Source organism: Thermosynechococcus sp. M3746_W2019_013 (genome assembly GCF_015296045.1).
Classification (GTDB): domain Bacteria; phylum Cyanobacteriota; class Cyanobacteriia; order Thermosynechococcales; family Thermosynechococcaceae; genus Thermosynechococcus.
In genome coordinates, this window is record NZ_DVDW01000016.1 from 1 (window position 1) to 18,030 (window position 18,030).

An 18,030-nucleotide genomic window follows, 5' to 3' on the forward strand; every position below is an offset into this window, starting at 1 on the left:
TATCAACGCCGTCGAGGCCAAACTGGAACAACAGATTAATGCCGTCGAGGCCAAGTTAGGGCAGCGGATTGATACAGTAGAATCCACGTTACAGGATATTGCCAAACGACAAGCAGGCACGGATGCGCGGTTATGGGGATTCCTAGTGACCCTGTTGGTGGCTACTGTTGGATTACTGACAAAAGTGCTGTTCTTTGATTTACCTCGCCCCTAAATTCGTTACCTTAAAAACTGGACTAATTCTTCTTAGCCAGTATGTTTCTCAACCTCAAAGATATTATTTTGCTGTTGCATCCCATCTTGGCCTGCACATTTGTTTTTCCCGTGCTTGGTATCACAACGTTCTTTGCCCTGCAAACCCGGCAGCGTCGCCTCAAAGACACCACCTCAATCCCTGCCACAGTCGGCAGTTTGCACGTGAAATTGGGTAATCTCCTAGCTGCTGGCGTCATTGGTATCACATTGGTGGCCTTGGCCTATTCAGTCGTGTTTGGCTTTCAGGGCTTCTTGATGCAGGCGGAGCAGAACAGGCTGCAACCGCTCTCTGTTGTCCTCGTAGCGCTGATGTTTATTGTCACCATTGCAGCAACAGTGCTCCTATATCGCGCTCAATCAAAACTATGGCGTGCTGTCTTTGCCACGCTCTCAGGAATGGGGGTGATCATCCTAGCCTTTCAGCCGGGGGTCTTTCGCCGCGATGACGAGTGGTGGGTTTCTCACTTTTACTTTGGTCTGGCGGCTGTAATGCTGATGATTTTTGCTGTGGCCATTGTGCGAGAGATTTACCAAGATCGATCGCTCCGGTGGCGGCGGATTCATATTGGCTTAAATTCCCTTGCTGTGGTTCTCTTTTTATTGCAGGGCATTACAGGGACCCGTGACCTCTTGGAAATTCCCTTGAGTTGGCAAGCACCCGTAGTCTATCAGTGCAACTTTGATCCGCGATCGCCCCAGTTCAAGACCTGTCCCTAAAAACGAGTCAGGATATACAGCAGTGTGAAGAGGATAATCCAGATCACATCCACAAAGTGCCAATAGATCTCTGCCATAGCCACTCCCGTATGCTTTTGGGCGTTGTAATGCCCGGGGCGGCGCGATCGCCAGATCACCCCCAAAATCAGCAAAATGCCAATAAAGACATGGAGACCGTGGAAGCCCGTCATCACATAGAAACAGCTGGCAAACACATTAGTGCGCAGACCGTAGCCGAGGGTGAGATACTCATACACTTGCCCCCCAAGGAACACCGCCCCCATCGCCGCCGTGAGCCAATACCATTTGCGCATGCCGCGAACATCATCCTTTTTGATGGCAATATCGCCGTAGTGGATAACAAAGCTACTAGAGATGAGGATGAGGGTGTTGATGGTGGGCACAAGAAGTTCCACCTCGGTGCCTTCGGGTGGCCATTGCTCATTCATGCCCCGCAGCAGTAAATAGGCCGCAAAGAGGCCACCAAACATCAGGGATTCAGAAATTAGAAAGACCAGCAACCCTAAAACCCGAAAATCAGGGTGCTCATGGGTATGATCAACCCCTATGGCCGCCCCTTGAGACTCAACAGCACCTTGCATGGCTTGCTCCTAAAGTGTCCTACTCTTCCTCGTCATGATCCTCATCGGTGCTTTCCCTGCGCCGCTCAATGCCATAGTCGTAGGGACCTTTGGTAACCACGGGCAGTACTTCCCAGTTTTCAATCAGCGGCGGTGAACTGGTCGTCCACTCTAGGCTGAGACCGCCCCAAGGGTTATCGCCAGCAACTTTGCCCTTATTCCAGCTCCAAATGATGTTAATCAGGAAGGGAATTATTGAGAAGGCCAAGACAAAGGCACCTATCGTACAAATCAGGTTAATTGGCTCAAACTGGGGATCGTACATAGCAACGCGGCGGGGCATCCCCTTCAGCCCCAACTCATGCATAGGCAAAAAGGTTAAGTTCGTGCCAATGAACGTCAGCACAAAGTGGAGAATCCCTAGGCGTTCATCGAGAAGCCGTCCGGTCATTTTGGGGAACCAGTGGTAAATGCCTGCATAGAGACCAAACACAGAACCGCCAAAAAGCACATAGTGGAAGTGTGCCACCACATAGTAGGTATCATGGACGTGAATATCCACGGGGGCAGTCCCCAAGGTGACACCGCTAAGACCCCCCAAGACAAACATTGACAGTAGGCCAATGGCAAAGAGCATAGCACTGTTGAGGCGAATTTTACCGCCCCAGAGGGTGGCCACCCAGCTGAAGATTTTCACCCCCGTCGGCACCGCCACAATTAGGGTTGAAATCGTAAAGAACATCCGCATCCAAGGGGGTGTACCGCTGGTGAACATGTGGTGCACCCAGACAAACAGACCCACACAGCAGATGGCCAAACTGGAGTAGGCGATCGCCTGATAGCCAAAGATGGGCTTACGGGCATGCACGGGAATCACCTCGGACATGATGCCAAAGATCGGCAAAATCATCAGGTAGACCGCTGGGTGAGAGTAAAACCAGAAAAGGTGCTGGTAAATAATGACATTGCCCCCGGCATCTGGCTTGTAAAACGAGGTACCAAAGTTAATATCAAACAGCAGCAAAATCAGCCCCGCGGCCAGCACAGGGGTTGAGACTAGAGCCAGCAGAGAGGTCGCTAGCATTGCCCAGCAAAAGAGGGGCATCTGATTCCAGCGCATACTGGGCACTTTCATCTTCCAGATAGTGACAATGAAATTCACCGACCCCAGAATCGAGGAGGTGCCCACAAGGACGATCGCCAGAATCCACATACTCTGGGCAGTGGTGGCTGTGATCGTACTCAAGGGCGGATAGGAGGTCCAGCCCGCTTGGGCACCCCCAAACAGGAAACTGGCTAAAAGTAAGGCCCCCGCCGGTGGGTTCAGCCAAAAGGCCAGCGCATTCAAACGGGGAAAGGCCATATCCCGTGCCCCGATCATCAAGGGCACCAAGTAGTTGCCAAAGCCGCCAATCGCTGCCGGCACCACCCACAGGAAAATCATGATCGTGCCGTGGTTGGTGAGAAAGGCGTTGTAAAGATTGGGATCGAGGAAGTCGGAATCTGCCGTAGCCAGCTCCGTGCGCATGGCCACCGCCATCAGACCGCCAATCAGGTAAAAGATAAAGGCAGTAACCAAGTATTGAATACCAATCACCTTGTGATCAACGTTAAAGGTGAAGTAGTCATACCACTTCCATGCCTTAGGATGCTCAGGGAGGGACAAGGGGGTATCTAGGGGCAGTTGTGCTTGCGCCATAACGCTCTCAAGAATGCAACAGTTCGGAAGAAGCCTAAAGCTTTTCGGGAAAATGGTGGTGGGTCATTGCTTCTACTTGCGCCACCAATTGCGGGGTTATGCCCATCTCCTGGATATGGCGATCGCTCAGGGAGGGAATTACTGGAGCCGTTGCTATCGCTTGGTTTTGATTGCGCCACGTTTCAAAATCCTCTGGGGTATGCACAATCACCTGAGTGCGCATGGCCCCGTGGTAACCCCCACAAAGTTCCGCACAGACCACAGGGTATGTCCCAACTTTAGTGGCCTTAAAGCGCAGTTCAGTGGGGACGCCGGGAATCGCATCCTGCTTCAAGCGAAACTGGGGCACCCAAAAGGAATGGATGACATCCCGCGCAGAGAGATTTAACTGCACGTCCTTGCCGACTGGGATATGCAATTCGCCGGAGACAATGCCACTGTCGGGGTAGGTGAAAATCCACGCATACTGCATACCCGTCACATCCACTACTACGTCTGGGGCTTTGCCTTGAACATCAGGGCTAGCCCCAATGCCAATTTCAGGGGTTTGCGCTGCTGCTAAGAGGGCAGTTGCATCACTGGTAGTCTTCGAGGGGGCTTGGGCAACAACCGCCATCCCTGACTTGGGTGCATGCATCGAGTGCATCGCATGATCCCCCGGATTCAGTCCCCCCATGCGCTGGAAAATATCCACGCTGTAAATACCAAGGAAGATCACAATCAAAGCGGGAATTGCTGTCCAGAAGGCCTCTAGGGGTAGGTTGCCCTCCACGGGTAGCCCATCGCCTTCCTCACCGGCACGGCGGCGATAGCGAATCACAAAAAGGATGATGGCACCCTGTACTACCAGAAAGAGGGCAGTACCAATTGTGAGCATAATGTCAAAGAAGTTATCCACCAAGGGAGCCTGCTCAGAGGCCTGTTCCGGCAGGAGGCCATGGTGATGTCCTACCCAAAAACTAATCAGGGTAACAACAACGCCAGCGGTCAGTGTCCAAATTGAAGCGGGTATTTGTTCCATGGGGCCAAAGCGTCCAGAAAATCCCATCCCGATCCTAGGCAGATTCCCCAAGGATGTGGGTTAAAAGAACCTAAAGATTTATGTTGATTGATTCATGATGCTTAAGGCAGATTGGGCACAGATTAAGACCTTCCCGATGTCATTGAGGACTAGTAGACTCAAGCAATTGTTTACCGGAGGATGACGAATGCTCAATGTCCTTCCCCTGGCTGGGATGTCTTTGGCAAGTCTACACTACTCGACCCATAGAGTAGATCAAACGCAGGTGTATATGGTGGCTGCGCCGATGGCCGAGTATCGGGTGGTTATGACAGAACCAGCGACCAGTGGCCAAGATACCTATTTAGAAACGACGGCGGCTTTTGCGCGGCGTACAGGCGCTGTGGCAGCCATGAATACCAATTTTTTCCGCTGGCTAAATGCCCAATCCCTGCGCTCTTTTCAGGACTATCAAAAATGGATCATGGGGGAGTCCCATCCTGACGGCATTAGTTACCAAGCACTGCGGCAAACGTGCTTGAGGGGTCGAGGCACTATTCCAGCGGGGGTTCTCGGAGCCTACATTGTCAATGGTCGAGTCGTGCGTCCCTATGAGGGGGGCTATTCAGGAATTGTAAATTTTCCTGCCCAAGGAGGCATTGAGTTTTATCGCGGCAGGTTGCCAGAGCAGCCCTTTAATGTGGTCAGTGGCTCGCAGCAGCTTTTAGACGGTGGCAGAAAGCTACCCGTTGATGGCAGCGATCGCACGTCCCCAAAGGCAATTCTTGGCAGACGCGGGAACGAGTATGTCTTTGTTGTCAGCGATGGGCGAGGGAATGGTGGTTCACCAGGGCTTTCTTTGTTGCAACTTCAAGACTTCCTACTGCAGCAGGGAGTAACGGAGGCAACGGCAATGGATGGGGGTGAGTCGGCCACCTTGGTAGTGGAGGGGCAAGTGAAAAATCATCCCCGCGATCGCTATTGCCAACTAGCACGTTGGCTACCTGCTCCCACCCTCACGTTTATTAATCCTGAAGAGGAGGCTCGCGAAACAGCGATGGCCCTGGGGCGATCGCTCAGACCTGTTGGCGCCAACATTGGCTTAGTACCCCGACATCGCCCCCCAGCCTTCCTTTCCTTGGCGTTTTGGAAGTCCTTGCAGCAACGACTACTTGCCCGACTACGGGCTTGGCGAGACGCCGTCTAATTCCTGAAAACCAAGACCAGATTTTGTTAAAATCCTAGTGTTCACTTTGACCGGCACACGCAAAGCTATGATTCAGTCTGCATACTCCCTCCTGCTGACCATTACCCCTTCCCTGAAAGGTTTCTTTATTGGCCTATTGTCCGGCGCCGTGGTTTTGGGTTTAACCTTTGCGGTTCTGATCGCCATTAGTCAGATTGATAAGGTGCAGCGTTCTTTATAGTCAGCAGACCTAGTAGTGGGCCTTGCACTCCCACTAAAATAGGGTCATGGCCATAAAGCCGTGACTCTGGTTTTTTATTTTGCCCCTTTAGGCAATGGGTTAAATGACTTATCTTTCCTTCTCCCCTCTCCTTGGTCAAATTGTTAATGTTGGGCTTGGACCTGCTGGTCTTTTGGGAATCGGCCTCGCTGTTGCTGGGGCGCTTCTCTATTTCCTGCGCTCGATTCAGCCGGAGTTAGCGCGAGATCATGATATTTTCTTTGCCGCAGTGGCACTCCTGTGCGGGGGGATTCTCTTTTTCCAGGGATGGCGCCTCGACCCAATTTTGCTGTTTGGCCAGTTTCTGCTGACGGGCACTGCTGCCTTTTTTGCCTATGAAAGTATTCGTTTGCGGCGAGTGGCCACAGAGCAGGCACGGCGGAATACCCCCATTGTGGATGAAGAGCGACCCGTTAGCCGCAGCTACACCTACCGGGCAGAAATAGAGGAACTGGAACCCTACGACGAGGAGGAGGAAGAGGAGTACCCACCCTTACGGCGAATTCGGGGTAGCCGCGATGTGTCGCGATCGCGCTATGAAGACGAGGATGTAGAGGAGACCCCCCCGGTAGGCCGTTTACCCTCGCGGCGCAGTAGCCCATCCCGTCCTGAACCCCCCAGCCGTCCTAGTGTACGTCGTCCCCCTTCACGGCGTCCTCGACCGACAACATCACCGTCAGATGAGATTGTGGATGAACCCTATCGTCCACCGACACCAACGCGCCAGCCCAGCCGCCGTCCCCCACCACCTACCACAGAAACAGCAACAGTGAGCGATCGCCCCACGCGCCGCCGTCCTCCCCGTCCGCGTCCTGAAGGCACCACCGATGGCAGTGAGTATGTGCCCTATCAACCCTTGGATCGTCCTCCCAGTGATGAGCAGGATAACTCGGCCAATTTTGACGATGAATAAACCCTAGGAGCAAAGGCGGTTGACAATGCGTCGCTATCTTCTGGTTTCAGTCCTTGGCTTGGCAGCAATTTGGGGGGGTGTTTCAGGGAGGACTTGGGCAGCTCCCCTAGAGCAAGCCACCTCGGCTCCCTTGCCGCAATCGGTGCAAGCGGTGGTCAATGGCTTGGATGCGGCAGCCAGTCAAAAGAATTTAGACAGCGTCTTGGCCTTCTATGACCCTGAGTTCAAAACAGGGGATGGTCTCACCCTTGAGATATTGCGCAAACAACTGCCCACTTTTTGGCAACCCTATCGCGATATCCGCTACCGTACCACCGTCAACCGCTGGCAACAGCAGGGCAGTGACTGGGTTCTAGACATTAGTACCACCATTGAAGGCACCGGCGGCACCAGCGATCGCCCGCAAAACATTCGTGGGAACCTCCAGGCCACCCAAGTTATCCGCAACGGCAAAATTATTCGCCAAGACATTACCAACGAGAAAACCACCATCACCATTGGTACAACACCGCCCACGGTTCAACTTTCCCTCCCTCAAACGGTGCGTACCGGCGAGGAATTTAGCCTTGATGCTATTGTCCAAGAACCCATTGGCAATGCGATTCTCCTTGGTGCTGCCAGCGATCAGCCCATCAATGCCCAAACCTACGCCAATCCCAGCCCAGTGAAATTGGAGCTTCTCTCTGCGGGCGGCATTTTTAAGGTGGGACGTGCCCCCCAAGAACCCGGTGGCCGTTGGGTCTCTGTAGCCTTAATTCGGGATACGGGCATGGTCTTGATTACACAGCGACTGCGGGTGGAAAAACCATGAGTGAGGCGGAGTCAACCCCTGTAGAGGAACCTGGCTCGGAAAGCACTGCAGGCATTGGCGCAATTCCAGAGCTTGAGCAAAGTACACCCCTGGTCAGTGGCCTGACTTTAGAACACTGTGAAGGACGCTACCGACTCACGTTGCCTAGCGATTTAGACTGGATTGATTTGTGGCCGCAGTTGCAACTATACCTCGTCGGTCAAGAACACCTCTGGTCAGAGCCCTTACCTGTCGAGTGTGCCTGTGGACAGCGGCTCTTAGATCAGTCACAGCTGCAACAGTTGGCCGAGGCCCTCAGCGAGCATCAGTTGCGACTGGACAAAATTATTACCGGACGCCGCCAGACGGCGATCGCCGCTGCTACCCTTGGCTACAGCGTTCAACAGGGGGAACTGCCACCCTTGCTGGCTAAGGAAATCGACGGCAACCCAGAACCCACTGCCAATCCCCTCTACTTGAAAACCACTCTGCGCTCAGGAATAGAAATTCACCATGATGCCAGTGTGATCATTGTTGGCGATGTAAATGCCGGTGCCAGCATTATTGCCGCCGGCGATATTATCGTTTGGGGCCGCTTACGGGGAGTTGCCCACGCCGGCGCTAAGGGTCATCTAGGAGCGCGGATTATGACCCTTGAAATGGCGGCGACACAGTTACGGATTGCCGATCTACTGGCCCGGACACCGGCTCCCCCTCGTCCTCCCTATCCAGAGGTGGCCTACGCCACAGACCAAGGGATTCAGATTGCCCCCGCCTATACTTGGGGGCGAGTCTTCGCCGTATCCGCAGCACCTTGAGCTAATCTATTCTAGTAAGCCAATTCCTAGGGAGTTCAATGGGGCGCACGATTGTCATTACCTCGGGTAAAGGAGGTGTAGGGAAAACAACCACCAGTGCCAATATTGGTGTTGCTTTGGCCAAATTAGGGCGATCGGTGGTGCTCATTGATGCAGACTTCGGCTTGCGCAACCTCGACCTACTGCTTGGTTTGGAAAATCGGGTAGTTTACACTGCCATTGATGTGCTGACGGGGCAGTGTCGCCTCGATCAAGCCCTTGTGCGTGATAAGCGCCTCAATAAATTGGTCTTGCTGCCCGCGGCCCAAAGCCGCAATAAGGATGCCATTACCCCAGAGCAAATGCGACAGTTGGCATCCGCCCTGAGCAAGCACTATGACTACGTACTCATTGATTGTCCAGCAGGGATCGAAGCAGGATTTCGGAATGCCATTGCCCCCGCACAGGAAGCCTTAGTGGTGACCACCCCAGAAATTGCCGCCGTGCGGGATGCTGATCGCGTGATTGGCCTGCTGGAGGCCTACCGCATTCGCAATAGCCATCTCATTTTGAATCGGTTGCGCCCGGCAATGGTGGCAGCCAACGATATGATGTCCGTCGAAGATGTCCAAGAAATTCTGTCTATTCCCCTGATTGGTATTGTCCCTGAGGATGAGAAGGTGATTGTTTCCACCAATAAGGGGGAACCTTTGGTCTTGGCAGAGTCGCCGTCGCTGGCTGGACAGGCCTTTATGAATATTGCCCGCCGCCTGGAGGGGGAAAAGGTTGAGTTTCTCGATCTAGAGGCGGCAAGCGGGGGATTATTCAGTCGGATTCGACGCTTGTTTGGGGCAAAGGGATGATCAGCGAACTTCTGGAGCGGCTGTTTACGCGCACTCCCCCCAGTCGCACCACCGCTAAAGAACGCCTGAAGCTGGTGTTGGCCCACGATCGCACGGCGCTGACGCCACAAATTCTAGACAATCTGCGGCGAGATATTTTGGAGGTAGTCTCCCGGTATGTGGAGCTAGAAACAGAGGGGCTAGCGGTTTCCCTAGAGTCGGATCAGCGGACAACAGCTCTGATTGCCAATTTACCCATTAAACGGCTGAAGCTGCCTCCAGAGGATGCGCCAGAGAATTTCCCAGCAGAAAACGAGGAAGAAGAACGTTGAGTACCGTTACAGTTGGGCTAGCAGCGATCGCCAGTGGCGCGATCGTGGCACAGGCACCTTGGGCAGCTGTTTTAATCGCCCGTTTAGGGTTGGGTTGGCGACGCCCTTCCCCCTTGACCCCTCAGCCCTCCCGCCCAGAAAACTTGGCCAAGGTATCAATTATTGTACCCACCCTCAATGAGGCGCAGCGACTGCAGCCCTGTTTGGAGGGTCTCATGCGCCAGGGCTACGAGGTGCGGGAAATTCTTATTGTCGATAGTCATTCCCAAGATGGCACAGTTGAGATGGTACGGGCGGCGCAACCCTGGGATCCCCGTCTGCGAGTGGAGTTTGATCCTCCCCTACCGCCGGGGTGGGTGGGGCGGCCTTGGGCATTACATACGGGCTTTTGTCGTGTCCATCCTGACAGCGAATGGATTTTGGGAATTGATGCGGATACGCAACCGCAGCCCGGTCTTGTGGCCAGTCTTTTGGAAACAGCACAGCGGGAGCAATTGGATCTCATTTCCCTCTCACCCTGCTTTATCCTCAAGACGGGAGGCGAATGGTGGCTGCAACCGGCGTTACTTTTAACCTTGATCTATCGCTTTGGTGCAGCTCCGCCTGTGGCAACGCAACCGGAGCGGATTTTGGCCAATGGTCAGTGCCTGTTGGTGCGGCGATCCTGCCTCGAAGCGATCGGGGGGTACCAGGTTGCCGCTTCCTCCTTTTGTGATGATGTGACCTTGGTGCGAGCCATAGCAGCTGCGGGGGCGCGGGTGGCCTTTCGGGATGGCTCAAAGGTACTCAAGGTGCGCATGTATGAAGGAATGGCAGAAACTTGGCGGGAATGGGGGCGATCGCTGGACCTGAAGGATGCAACCCCAATTGCCCAAGTGTGGGGCGATGCCTATTTCCTCTGGGCAGTCCAGGGATTACCGTTGCCCCTGTTGGTTTTGGGGTTAGTGGCCCTGGCAGTCACTACTCCCACCCTGCCTCTTGAGATGGCGACATTGCTCAATGGCCTCCTGGTGCTGATTCGCTGGGGCATGACACTGGCGATCGCCCCTGTCTATGATTGGCAGACGGGTCAAGGGCGCTGGCTCTTTTGGCTGTCACCTCTTGCGGATCCCCTAGCGGCACTGCGCATTACCCTCTCCGGTTGGCAACGTCCCAAGCAGTGGCGAGGACGAACCTACAGTTCGCAAACTTAGAGCTTTTTGTTTATCAGGTTGACCGGATCGATGACATCGATGACATTGACGAGAACATCACTCTTAACTGCGGCCCAAGGGGCACTTGCAACTACATTTGCGGCAATTGATGGCCGCGTCAAGAAAAATTTAGATCGAGTTCTGGCAGCCTTTCGTCAGCACCGACTGGGGGTACACCACTTCAGTAGTATGACCGGCTATGGCCACGGCGATCTGGGGCGAGAGGTCCTGGATCGGGTGTTTGCACAGGTGATGGGGGCGGAGGCAGCTTTAGTGCGGGTGCAATTTGTCTCTGGTACCCACGCGATCGCCACCGCCCTCTTTGGGGTGCTACGTCCTGGGGATGAACTCATTTCCCTTGCCGGTGCTCCCTACGACACCCTAGAAGAGGTAATTGGCCTGCGGGGTCAAGGACAGGGCTCCCTCAGGGACTTTGGTATTCACTATCGCGAAATTCCCCTGCTGACCAGTGGTGAGCCGGATTGGGGGGCGATCGCCACCTGTGTTCAACCCCAAACCCGGATGGTGTTCATTCAACGCTCCTGCGGCTACACATGGCGCCCCAGCCTCAGCCTCGAAGACATTGGCAAAATGATTCAACTGATCAAGAGCCAGAATCCCGATGTGGTCTGTTTTGTGGATAACTGCTACGGTGAGTTTGTCGAGACCCAAGAACCACCCCATGTCGGTGCCGATTTAATTGCTGGCTCGCTGATTAAAAACCCTGGGGGTACCATCGCCACAGCGGGGGGCTATTTAGCGGGACGCGCTGATATCATTGAGCAGGCCAGTTATCGCCTCACCGCACCGGGAATTGGGCATGAAGGGGGGGCCACGTTTGATCAACATCGCCTGCTCTTTCAAGGGCTCTTCTTAGCACCACAAATGGTCGGTGAAGCCCTTAAGTGTGCCCACCTATTGGCCTATGTCTTTGACCAACTGGGCTATCCAGTCAACCCTGCCCCCCTCGCCCGCCGCCGCGATGTCATTCAAGCCATCCAATTGGGCAGTCCTGAGAAGCTGATTGCCTTTTGCCGCACCTTGCAACGCTACTCCCCCGTGGGTTCCTACTTGGATCCAGTACCGGCACCCATGCCCGGCTATGCCGATGATCTGGTGATGGCTGGCGGCACGTTTATTGATGGTAGCACCTCAGAACTGTCTGCTGATGGCCCCTTGCGTCCACCCTATATTGTCTTTTGTCAGGGAGGGACCCACTCCACCCACATGGCCTTAATTTTAGAAGCGCTCCTAGAGGATCAAACCTTTTGAGGCCAGCCGTAAGCTTGGGCAACTGCTTCCCATTGATACAAAATGCTTTGCTCAAAGGCTTCCTGCCAGGTGGGGCAGGTCGCTTGGGTAATTTGGTGTGCCTGTGCCCCCATCCGCTGGCGATAGTGAGTATCGTCTAACAGCCGGCTAATGGCGGCCGCCCAATCTTGGGGGTCGCGACTGTAAACCACTACCCCATCCTCCCCCGGGGCTTGGACATATTTGCGTCCACCATCAAAACCAGAAATGACGACCGGTAATCCCGCTGCCCGTGCTTCCACCACCACATTGGGTCCTGTTTCCGACTCCGAGGGAAAAACGAATAGATCACTGCTGGCATAAATTGCCCCCAATTTTTCTTGGGGCACCTTGCCGATGAGGGTGACGCGATCGCCCAAGAGGTCTTTGACAAGGACAGCCTGCGCCCCTTCACCCACAATCAGCACATGGAACGCCTTTCCTTGGCTAGCTAACACTTGAGCTGCCCGCGCCAACAGGAGCACATTTTTACTGGCATCTACCCGACCGACAAAAAGTATGATCGGCTGTTCTGGCAGGTGATACTCCTCCCGTAGCCATCGGGGATTGTGAAATCGCGGATGAAAGCGATCGCGATCAATGCCCCGCTGAAACCATGCCACCCGCTCAGGGGGCAAAAACGTGAGCAGCCAATCGGCATCCTGCTGCCGCGAGACCAGTACGCGATCGCTGGCCCGCATAAAGCCCGCTAGTTTTCGTTCGGCTTGGCAACCCAACCACTGATCCACCTGTAGTTGCTTCAGCCATAGCCACCGCCAAAATTGCCGCCCCCAACTGCGGCCACTCATGCGCCAAATAATTTCCCGTGAATAGGTGCGGGTCAGTAACGGCAAATCCGTGTGAATCGAACTGAGCAGCGGACGACACTGCTGGCGGCAAAAGCGGCGCACTGTTTGAGCAAAGCTAAAGGTATCTGTAATGTGAAACACCTGATGTTGGGGTAAGTAACGGCGCAATCCCCAGTGAAAGGGAGCGACATCGGTCATACCTGCCCCTTGGCGCATGATTTCTAGTGAGTGCGTGCTGAATTGGGGCGGCAGCAATTGGTAGCGAACATTGGCCGCCACCTCTAGGGTTTGTTGTTTTGCCCCAAGGAAATAGAGCGTCAGGTCAACGCGGTCTAGGTAGTGGCTGGCAGCTTCAGCAAAACGTTCCCAACATTTGACATGCCCGCCGGCATTGGGGTGCCATTCTAAGCAAATGAAGACAGCAACAGATAATGGTTGTGGCAATCTAGTCTTCTCAAGGTTGCATTTTATTAAAGATTCACTGAATATCACATTATAAATATCGCATTATAGAGTCATTCACAGTGAGCCATGATGGGCTATCGTAATCGCGCGATCGCTATTCTCTTAGCGTTGGCTGGCATCTTTCTGCCGGGACTTCATAAGTTTTATTTGCGCCAACCCCTATGGGGGGGAGTTTACCTGATGCTGGGGCTACTTTTTTCGACAGAACCCCACGGTTCTCTAGGTAGCATTGCTCGTATTGCCTGTGTGATTGAGGCCGTGTGGTATTTGTTTCAGGGGGCTGATGCCTTTGATGCCACCTTTAACCCCAACATTAGTGCGGTGGTTCCAAAGCTGCCGGCCCCTCCTCTTGAGAAATCAACCTAGTACCGCCAATAGCGACGACCTTGCCAAAAAATCCCCACGGCTGTGCCAATCAGGAACACGTCGGTGACAGGAAAAAATAGGGGCCGCAGTCCGAAGGTACTGCCCAAAAAGCTCAAAAACATACTGCCCACTAGGACACACAGAAATAACGCCCAAAGGGTACCGCTATAGATAGGTGCTGGGTTAAACCACACCTCTAAAAAGATCACTGCCACCATCCCAAGGCCAATGCTCAGACCAAGGCGGACTAACAAAACCAAGGGAGGTTGAAGCAGGATGATCAGTGCCTCGCGCACCGCCGTAACGGCACCCGCAATATAGTAAAGCCCTGTATCAAACAGCGCTGCAAGCAAGGCAACGAGAAGACCTGTGGGCACTAGCGATCGCCACGGTAGTGCCTTAAACTGTTGCCAAGGATCGGACACAACCAAGACTCACATTCAGGATAGTCAGGATATTGGCAGAACCTAGGGCATCGGTAGATCGCCGAGGCTCATTTCCAGCTCCATGCGCTGTTCCATCTGGCGCAGAAAATACCCCGTCATCATGGCTGAGGCCAATAACCCCGCCAAGTTGTCGCGATCGGTGGCAATTTGGACATTAAAATCCTCAGAGGGAAGACCACCCACGAGACCTTGAACATTTTGGCTGATAATTTGGCGAATTTCTGGACTGACGGAACGGGCAATACGGGTCAAAACTTCTGGCGATTGGCTTTGCAGGTACTTCAGGAGCAGATTGGGCTGCCCATCCTCCGTAGAAGACTGGTAGAAATTAGCGTTTCCGGGATCAAAAACCATAGGCAGTGCTCGTTAGTTATGTTAACTATATGTTACCAAAACAAAATACCGTCCTAGAGCCAAGGCTCCCGTGCTCGCTGCTCTAACTGTAGAATAGACCTCAGCACTCAGTCAGACTGAATACACGAACACACAAGGATTCTTGCATGACTGCCCTCGATCAGCTTCAGCCTGCCAACCCTCGGGAAGTCAATATCTTTGCCCCCTATATGCGTGCTGAGAAGCGTCCACTACTGCCCTTGGGCATCGCCCTCTACCGTCTGGGTAAGTTGGAGGGACAACGGGGAATTGAAGGCGGTAACAATGTTGATTTTGTTGCCACATGGACGATCGCTAACTTGCCGGCGGATTTATCCCGCTGTACGGTGACCTTTGATAACTCTCCTGATCTACAGTACGAAATGTCTATCACCACATTTGAACTGGTGGATTATCTCATTGATGTCATTATTAACTATAAAAAACATCGTATTGCTGATTTTTCCAAAGCATTTTATCGTAAGCTGTTACGGCTTGACTAAGGCTTGTGTGTTTAGGATTGGGGTTGCGGGAGGAGTAACTCAACGGTGGGAAAGCATTTATTGATTGGTTCAATTGTTCCCTATAGCGGCAAGTCTGCAACGATTATAGGCTTGGCCAAGCTCTGTCGCGATCGCCACCTGCGCATTGCCTATGGTAAGCCCCTGGGTACATACCAACCCGCCAGCGATAGCGAAGAAACCGAAGCCGATGTCAGCTTTTTACAGGAAACCCTGAACCTAGAAAATGTACGGCCCACCTTGCTCACCCTGACTCCAGAAGCCATCAAGGGGCGACTGACGGGCACAGATCAGCAGGATTATCGCCAAGCCCTAGCGGCCTATCACCACATCAACAGCGAAGACTTAGTGCTTCTTGAAGGGCCAGCAACATTAGCAGAGGGGCGACTGTTTGATTTGGACTTAGCTCAGATGGCAGCGGTGTTGGAGGCACCGATTTTACTGGTGGTGCGCTATGAATCCCCCTTGGTGGTGGAATCGCTCCTCCTAGCCAAGTCGGAATTGGGCGATCGCCTATTGGGGGTGATCATCAACGATATTCCCGCAACCGAGACCCAACCCTTGCCTGCTATTCGCCAATATCTCGAGGCCCACCAAATTCCAGTTTTTGGTACATTACCCCGCAGTCAGTTGCTGCGCAGTGTCAGTGTCAAAGAATTGGTACGCCAGTTAAATGCCGAAGTGTTGTGCCGTCCTGATCGCTTGGATTTGCTGGTAGAAGAACTCACCATTGGCGCAATGAATGTCAGTGCTGCCCTGAAGTATTTCCGTAAAGCGAACAATATGGCGGTGATTACGGGGGGCGATCGCACCGATATTCAATGGGCGGCCCTGGAGACCTCCACCCACTGTCTAATTCTCACGGGGCATTTGCCGCCTTCCCCAGCCATTCTTGCCCGTGCCGAAGAGTTGGAAATTCCCATTCTCTCTGTGGATCTGGATACGCTGACGGCGGTGGAAATTGTGGATCGTGCCTTTGGTCAGGTGCGTCTTCATGAAATCGCCAAAGTCAAGTGTGTCGAGCAAATGATGCAGGAGCATGTGGATGGCGATCGCCTGCTGACCCAGTTGGGACTCTTGACGGTTGAGGCCTAGCGTTTGACAGTCAGGGCAAACATCAGTACTTGAGTCGGGGTTTTGCCGTCAAAGTTGTTATCGCCAATGATATAAAGCGATCGCGCCCCATCGGCCAAGGGGGGGCCAAAACTCATCCCCTCCAAATTGGTTAAGGGAATTCCTAGGGTCTTGAAATCCAAAATCAGACGTTTCTGCACAGGGCGGATGGGACCCAGATCAACCGGCAGGGTGGCCATGCCAAGGGTATCTGTCGCTCCCGCTAGGGATACTTCAAAGAGTTTGATGCCATGTCCTACCCCCGGACTGTAGGTGCGCTCCAAGCTGAGAAAATGGCCACCATTGTCAAGGGCAAGTAGCTCTACGAGGCCATTGAACACTGCCTCGGAGGGATCCAATGGATAGAGATGCTCCGCCAGCAACACAGGGGCAACATCCCCCCGCAGGTAGTGGAGCAGACGGCAGTAAATAGGGATATTGGGACGGACATCTTGGGCAAGGGCAGATTCAACACCGACAAACAGGCGATCGCCCGCCGGGGAAAGCGTCAGCGCCTCAAAGCCAAGATTATTGCGAATCCCTTGCTGACCATTGGGCAGATAGTATTTGGGAATGGGTAGCGCTGTAATGGTTTGTCCATTGTTGCGCTCAAACTCCTTGATCCAGGGCGAGCTAGCTGTGGCCGTTACCCCTTCACTGCTAATCAGCAGGTGTCCCTCGGGCGTCAGGGCAATTCCCTCAGTATCGGCGGTGTTGGGAGGATACACCTCACCATTCATCTGCTGGAGAAAGGTCACGCCCTTGGGGGTAATGGCTTTGGGAGTGATCTCGAGGGTGTAAAACCGAGGTTGCTGGCGATCGTCACTGATGGCATAGAACTGCTGTTGACGCTGATCGTAGGTCAAACCCGACAGCCCTCCCACCTCGGTATTTCGCCACTGGCTGCCGACGGCTAATTGGACTTCGCCGCGAAATTCCACCCCCACCTTCAGAAACAGCCGCTCCGCCGCTTGCACTTGGGGGAGCGCACATCCCCACAGTAGGCAAAGGAACAGAAGTCCCATGAGCAGGCGTCGCCCGTACATCAGCCTATCTTAGCGGTTACGATTTGTACCTTGAGTGCCCCCCTGTTGATTTGGGCGTTGGGGGGAAGCGGGTTGATTCGCTTGGTTTGGGCGCTGGGCATTATTGCCACCGCTGCGTTGCAGGGCAAACTGAATCGCCTCAGGGGTTTGTACCAGTTGAATTTGACCAGCCACCGGATCGTTGGTGCTGAGCATGGTTGCCACCAAATTATCCAGCATGACAACGCGGATACCCGTATCCTTGATCAGTTCCGGTCGCTGCTGACGGGCTTGGTCCACTTCCCGTTGGAGTTGCATTTTATCAAAGTAAAAGGGAATAAACCGCTGCGTGCGGGTCTGGCCGTTTTCGCGCACTTGTGCTTCTACGGCGATGGGGTTGCCTGTTTTGCTATCCGCTAGGAAAAAGAGGGGAGTACCACCTATGAACGGTTTGCCATCCTTGGTCAGAATTTTGCCATCGCGCTCGACCAAATCACCACTTTGTTTGAGCAGATTCACCGCCGCCTCCAGTTGGGGTTTTGAGGGAATAATGTCCACACCAACAACAGGATTTTTTTGGCTTTCGAGGGCAATTTTCACCGCACCACTGAGGGCAGCCGCAGAAATCCGCGCCACACGACCAATCTCGGGCTGCTGCGTTTTGATGGCATTGAGGGCACCTTCAGCATCTTTCTGACTAATAAAGAAGGTAAACACTTGGGTTTTCTTATTTCGATCTTGGGGGTTAGGGATTTCAAAGGTCAGCGGCTCCCCTTTGTCGTTGGTGATCATAAAAACGGGCACATTGTTGAGAATCTGCAGCACCTGTTCTTCCGGTAAGGCGGTGGCAGTCTCATAGCGGCCAATAGCAGGAGCGAGCCACAGGCTACTCACTAAACCTGCCAAAACACTCAAGTGTGCCAATCTCTTCATACAGTCTCCTAAATGAATGCTCTGTTGCAGTAGGTGAACTCTCCAAATTTAGTCCCTGAGCTGTGGAGAGGGGTAGCGATCGCAATGTAGTACCTAACTCACACC

Annotated in this window: 21 protein-coding genes and 1 pseudogene; 14 read left to right on the forward strand and 8 right to left on the reverse strand. The window is 53.6% G+C overall.

Going from position 1 to position 18,030, the window contains the following annotated elements; genetic code table 11:
- Both IGQ16_RS02740 and IGQ16_RS02745 read left to right on the forward strand, forming a co-directional pair.
- A pseudogene (locus IGQ16_RS02740) lies at positions 1-214 on the forward strand (hypothetical protein); the annotation flags it as partial.
- Positions 215-255: 41 nt separating this feature from the next.
- The gene (locus IGQ16_RS02745; protein WP_297041682.1) at positions 256-972 is read left to right on the forward strand and encodes a DUF4079 domain-containing protein; all 717 of its coding nucleotides are present in this window, start codon (positions 256-258) and stop codon (positions 970-972) included.
- Here the strand turns inward: IGQ16_RS02745 and IGQ16_RS02750 are convergent.
- Genes IGQ16_RS02750 through IGQ16_RS02760 form a run of 3 tightly spaced genes read right to left on the reverse strand, consistent with a single transcriptional unit; the run spans position 969 to position 4,273 of the window.
- Complete coding sequence (locus IGQ16_RS02750; protein ID WP_024125034.1) at positions 969-1,574, reverse strand: heme-copper oxidase subunit III; 606 nt, start codon at positions 1,572-1,574, stop codon at positions 969-971. The genes IGQ16_RS02745 and IGQ16_RS02750 overlap by 4 nt on opposite strands.
- Positions 1,575-1,593: 19 nt before the next feature.
- Complete coding sequence (ctaD, locus tag IGQ16_RS02755) at positions 1,594-3,252, reverse strand: cytochrome c oxidase subunit I (RefSeq protein ID WP_024125035.1); 1,659 nt, start codon at positions 3,250-3,252, stop codon at positions 1,594-1,596.
- A 34-nt stretch (positions 3,253-3,286) separates the two neighbouring features.
- On the reverse strand, positions 3,287-4,273 hold the full coding sequence (locus IGQ16_RS02760; RefSeq protein WP_041429669.1) for a cytochrome c oxidase subunit II: 987 nt from the start codon (positions 4,271-4,273) through the stop codon (positions 3,287-3,289).
- Between the two features lie 187 nt (positions 4,274-4,460).
- On the opposite strand from IGQ16_RS02760, the gene IGQ16_RS02765 reads away from it, so the two are divergent.
- The 9 genes from IGQ16_RS02765 to IGQ16_RS02805 all read left to right on the forward strand — a co-directional run bounded on the left by IGQ16_RS02765 (position 4,461) and on the right by IGQ16_RS02805 (position 11,857).
- On the forward strand, positions 4,461-5,459 hold the full coding sequence (locus IGQ16_RS02765) for a phosphodiester glycosidase family protein (protein WP_024125037.1): 999 nt from the start codon (positions 4,461-4,463) through the stop codon (positions 5,457-5,459).
- 94 nt (positions 5,460-5,553) lie between these two features.
- A complete protein-coding gene (locus IGQ16_RS02770) occupies positions 5,554-5,679 on the forward strand; it encodes a photosystem II reaction center X protein (protein ID WP_164921214.1) in 126 nt (41 codons plus the stop codon).
- A 103-nt stretch (positions 5,680-5,782) separates the two neighbouring features.
- Complete coding sequence (locus IGQ16_RS02775) at positions 5,783-6,631, forward strand: Ycf66 family protein (protein ID WP_024125039.1); 849 nt, start codon at positions 5,783-5,785, stop codon at positions 6,629-6,631.
- Between the two features lie 19 nt (positions 6,632-6,650).
- Positions 6,651-7,442, forward strand: coding sequence for a nuclear transport factor 2 family protein (locus tag IGQ16_RS02780; RefSeq protein WP_297060153.1), 792 nt, complete (start codon positions 6,651-6,653; stop codon positions 7,440-7,442).
- Positions 7,439-8,239 (forward strand): septum site-determining protein MinC, encoded by an 801-nt coding sequence (gene minC / locus IGQ16_RS02785; protein ID WP_297060155.1) that lies wholly within the window; start codon positions 7,439-7,441, stop codon positions 8,237-8,239. Before IGQ16_RS02780 ends, minC begins: the two co-directional genes overlap by 4 nt.
- Before the next feature lie 38 nt (positions 8,240-8,277).
- A complete protein-coding gene (gene minD, locus IGQ16_RS02790) occupies positions 8,278-9,081 on the forward strand; it encodes a septum site-determining protein MinD (protein WP_024125042.1) in 804 nt (267 codons plus the stop codon).
- Entirely contained in the window at positions 9,078-9,392 is a 315-nt protein-coding gene (gene minE, locus IGQ16_RS02795; RefSeq protein WP_024125043.1) for a cell division topological specificity factor MinE, read from the forward strand. Before minD ends, minE begins: the two co-directional genes overlap by 4 nt.
- A gap of 44 nt (positions 9,393-9,436) precedes the next feature.
- Entirely contained in the window at positions 9,437-10,585 is a 1,149-nt protein-coding gene (gene cruG / locus IGQ16_RS02800) for a 2'-O-glycosyltransferase CruG (RefSeq protein ID WP_081711816.1), read from the forward strand.
- Positions 10,586-10,630: 45 nt separating this feature from the next.
- Complete coding sequence (locus IGQ16_RS02805) at positions 10,631-11,857, forward strand: aminotransferase class I/II-fold pyridoxal phosphate-dependent enzyme (RefSeq protein ID WP_367116109.1); 1,227 nt, start codon at positions 10,631-10,633, stop codon at positions 11,855-11,857.
- Here IGQ16_RS02805 and IGQ16_RS02810 read toward each other — a convergent pair.
- On the reverse strand, positions 11,845-13,128 hold the full coding sequence (locus IGQ16_RS02810; protein ID WP_297060159.1) for a glycosyltransferase: 1,284 nt from the start codon (positions 13,126-13,128) through the stop codon (positions 11,845-11,847). The genes IGQ16_RS02805 and IGQ16_RS02810 overlap by 13 nt on opposite strands.
- Before the next feature lie 87 nt (positions 13,129-13,215).
- On the opposite strand from IGQ16_RS02810, the gene IGQ16_RS02815 reads away from it, so the two are divergent.
- Positions 13,216-13,515 (forward strand): TM2 domain-containing protein, encoded by a 300-nt coding sequence (locus IGQ16_RS02815; RefSeq protein WP_024125047.1) that lies wholly within the window; start codon positions 13,216-13,218, stop codon positions 13,513-13,515.
- Here IGQ16_RS02815 and IGQ16_RS02820 read toward each other — a convergent pair.
- Positions 13,512-13,940 (reverse strand): hypothetical protein, encoded by a 429-nt coding sequence (locus IGQ16_RS02820; RefSeq protein WP_297060161.1) that lies wholly within the window; start codon positions 13,938-13,940, stop codon positions 13,512-13,514. The genes IGQ16_RS02815 and IGQ16_RS02820 overlap by 4 nt on opposite strands.
- Before the next feature lie 42 nt (positions 13,941-13,982).
- Positions 13,983-14,315: a DUF760 domain-containing protein gene (locus IGQ16_RS02825; RefSeq protein ID WP_024125049.1), complete on the reverse strand. Its 333-nt coding sequence runs from the start codon at positions 14,313-14,315 to the stop codon at positions 13,983-13,985.
- A 146-nt stretch (positions 14,316-14,461) separates the two neighbouring features.
- On the opposite strand from IGQ16_RS02825, the gene ebsA reads away from it, so the two are divergent.
- Positions 14,462-14,836 carry a type IV pilus biogenesis protein EbsA gene (ebsA, locus tag IGQ16_RS02830; RefSeq protein WP_297039354.1) on the forward strand — a complete coding sequence of 125 codons (375 nt, stop codon included), beginning with the start codon at positions 14,462-14,464 and terminating at the stop codon, positions 14,834-14,836.
- Between the two features lie 45 nt (positions 14,837-14,881).
- Positions 14,882-15,949: a phosphotransacetylase family protein gene (locus tag IGQ16_RS02835; protein ID WP_024125051.1), complete on the forward strand. Its 1,068-nt coding sequence runs from the start codon at positions 14,882-14,884 to the stop codon at positions 15,947-15,949.
- On the opposite strand, the gene IGQ16_RS02840 is transcribed toward IGQ16_RS02835, so the two are convergent.
- Positions 15,946-17,013 (reverse strand): esterase-like activity of phytase family protein, encoded by a 1,068-nt coding sequence (locus tag IGQ16_RS02840; protein WP_024125052.1) that lies wholly within the window; start codon positions 17,011-17,013, stop codon positions 15,946-15,948. The genes IGQ16_RS02835 and IGQ16_RS02840 overlap by 4 nt on opposite strands.
- A gap of 9 nt (positions 17,014-17,022) precedes the next feature.
- On the reverse strand, positions 17,023-17,925 hold the full coding sequence (locus IGQ16_RS02845) for a Tic22 family protein (protein ID WP_024125053.1): 903 nt from the start codon (positions 17,923-17,925) through the stop codon (positions 17,023-17,025).
- Positions 17,926-18,030 lie beyond the last annotated feature (105 nt).

Excerpts from the sequence above, each read along its gene's own strand:
- IGQ16_RS02745 (WP_297041682.1), top strand. The coding sequence starts at position 256 with ATGTTTCTCAACCTCAAAGATATTATTTTGCTGTTGCATCCCATCTTG.
- IGQ16_RS02750 (WP_024125034.1), bottom strand. The coding sequence starts at position 1,574 with ATGCAAGGTGCTGTTGAGTCTCAAGGGGCGGCCATAGGGGTTGATCAT.
- ctaD (WP_024125035.1), bottom strand. The coding sequence starts at position 3,252 with ATGGCGCAAGCACAACTGCCCCTAGATACCCCCTTGTCCCTCCCTGAG.
- IGQ16_RS02760 (WP_041429669.1), bottom strand. The coding sequence starts at position 4,273 with ATGGAACAAATACCCGCTTCAATTTGGACACTGACCGCTGGCGTTGTT.
- IGQ16_RS02765 (WP_024125037.1), top strand. The coding sequence starts at position 4,461 with ATGCTCAATGTCCTTCCCCTGGCTGGGATGTCTTTGGCAAGTCTACAC.
- IGQ16_RS02775 (WP_024125039.1), top strand. The coding sequence starts at position 5,783 with ATGACTTATCTTTCCTTCTCCCCTCTCCTTGGTCAAATTGTTAATGTT.
- minC (WP_297060155.1), top strand. The coding sequence starts at position 7,439 with ATGAGTGAGGCGGAGTCAACCCCTGTAGAGGAACCTGGCTCGGAAAGC.
- minD (WP_024125042.1), top strand. The coding sequence starts at position 8,278 with ATGGGGCGCACGATTGTCATTACCTCGGGTAAAGGAGGTGTAGGGAAA.
- minE (WP_024125043.1), top strand. The coding sequence starts at position 9,078 with ATGATCAGCGAACTTCTGGAGCGGCTGTTTACGCGCACTCCCCCCAGT.
- IGQ16_RS02815 (WP_024125047.1), top strand. The coding sequence starts at position 13,216 with ATGATGGGCTATCGTAATCGCGCGATCGCTATTCTCTTAGCGTTGGCT.
- IGQ16_RS02825 (WP_024125049.1), bottom strand. The coding sequence starts at position 14,315 with ATGGTTTTTGATCCCGGAAACGCTAATTTCTACCAGTCTTCTACGGAG.
- ebsA (WP_297039354.1), top strand. The coding sequence starts at position 14,462 with ATGACTGCCCTCGATCAGCTTCAGCCTGCCAACCCTCGGGAAGTCAAT.
- IGQ16_RS02840 (WP_024125052.1), bottom strand. The coding sequence starts at position 17,013 with ATGTACGGGCGACGCCTGCTCATGGGACTTCTGTTCCTTTGCCTACTG.
- IGQ16_RS02845 (WP_024125053.1), bottom strand. The coding sequence starts at position 17,925 with ATGAAGAGATTGGCACACTTGAGTGTTTTGGCAGGTTTAGTGAGTAGC.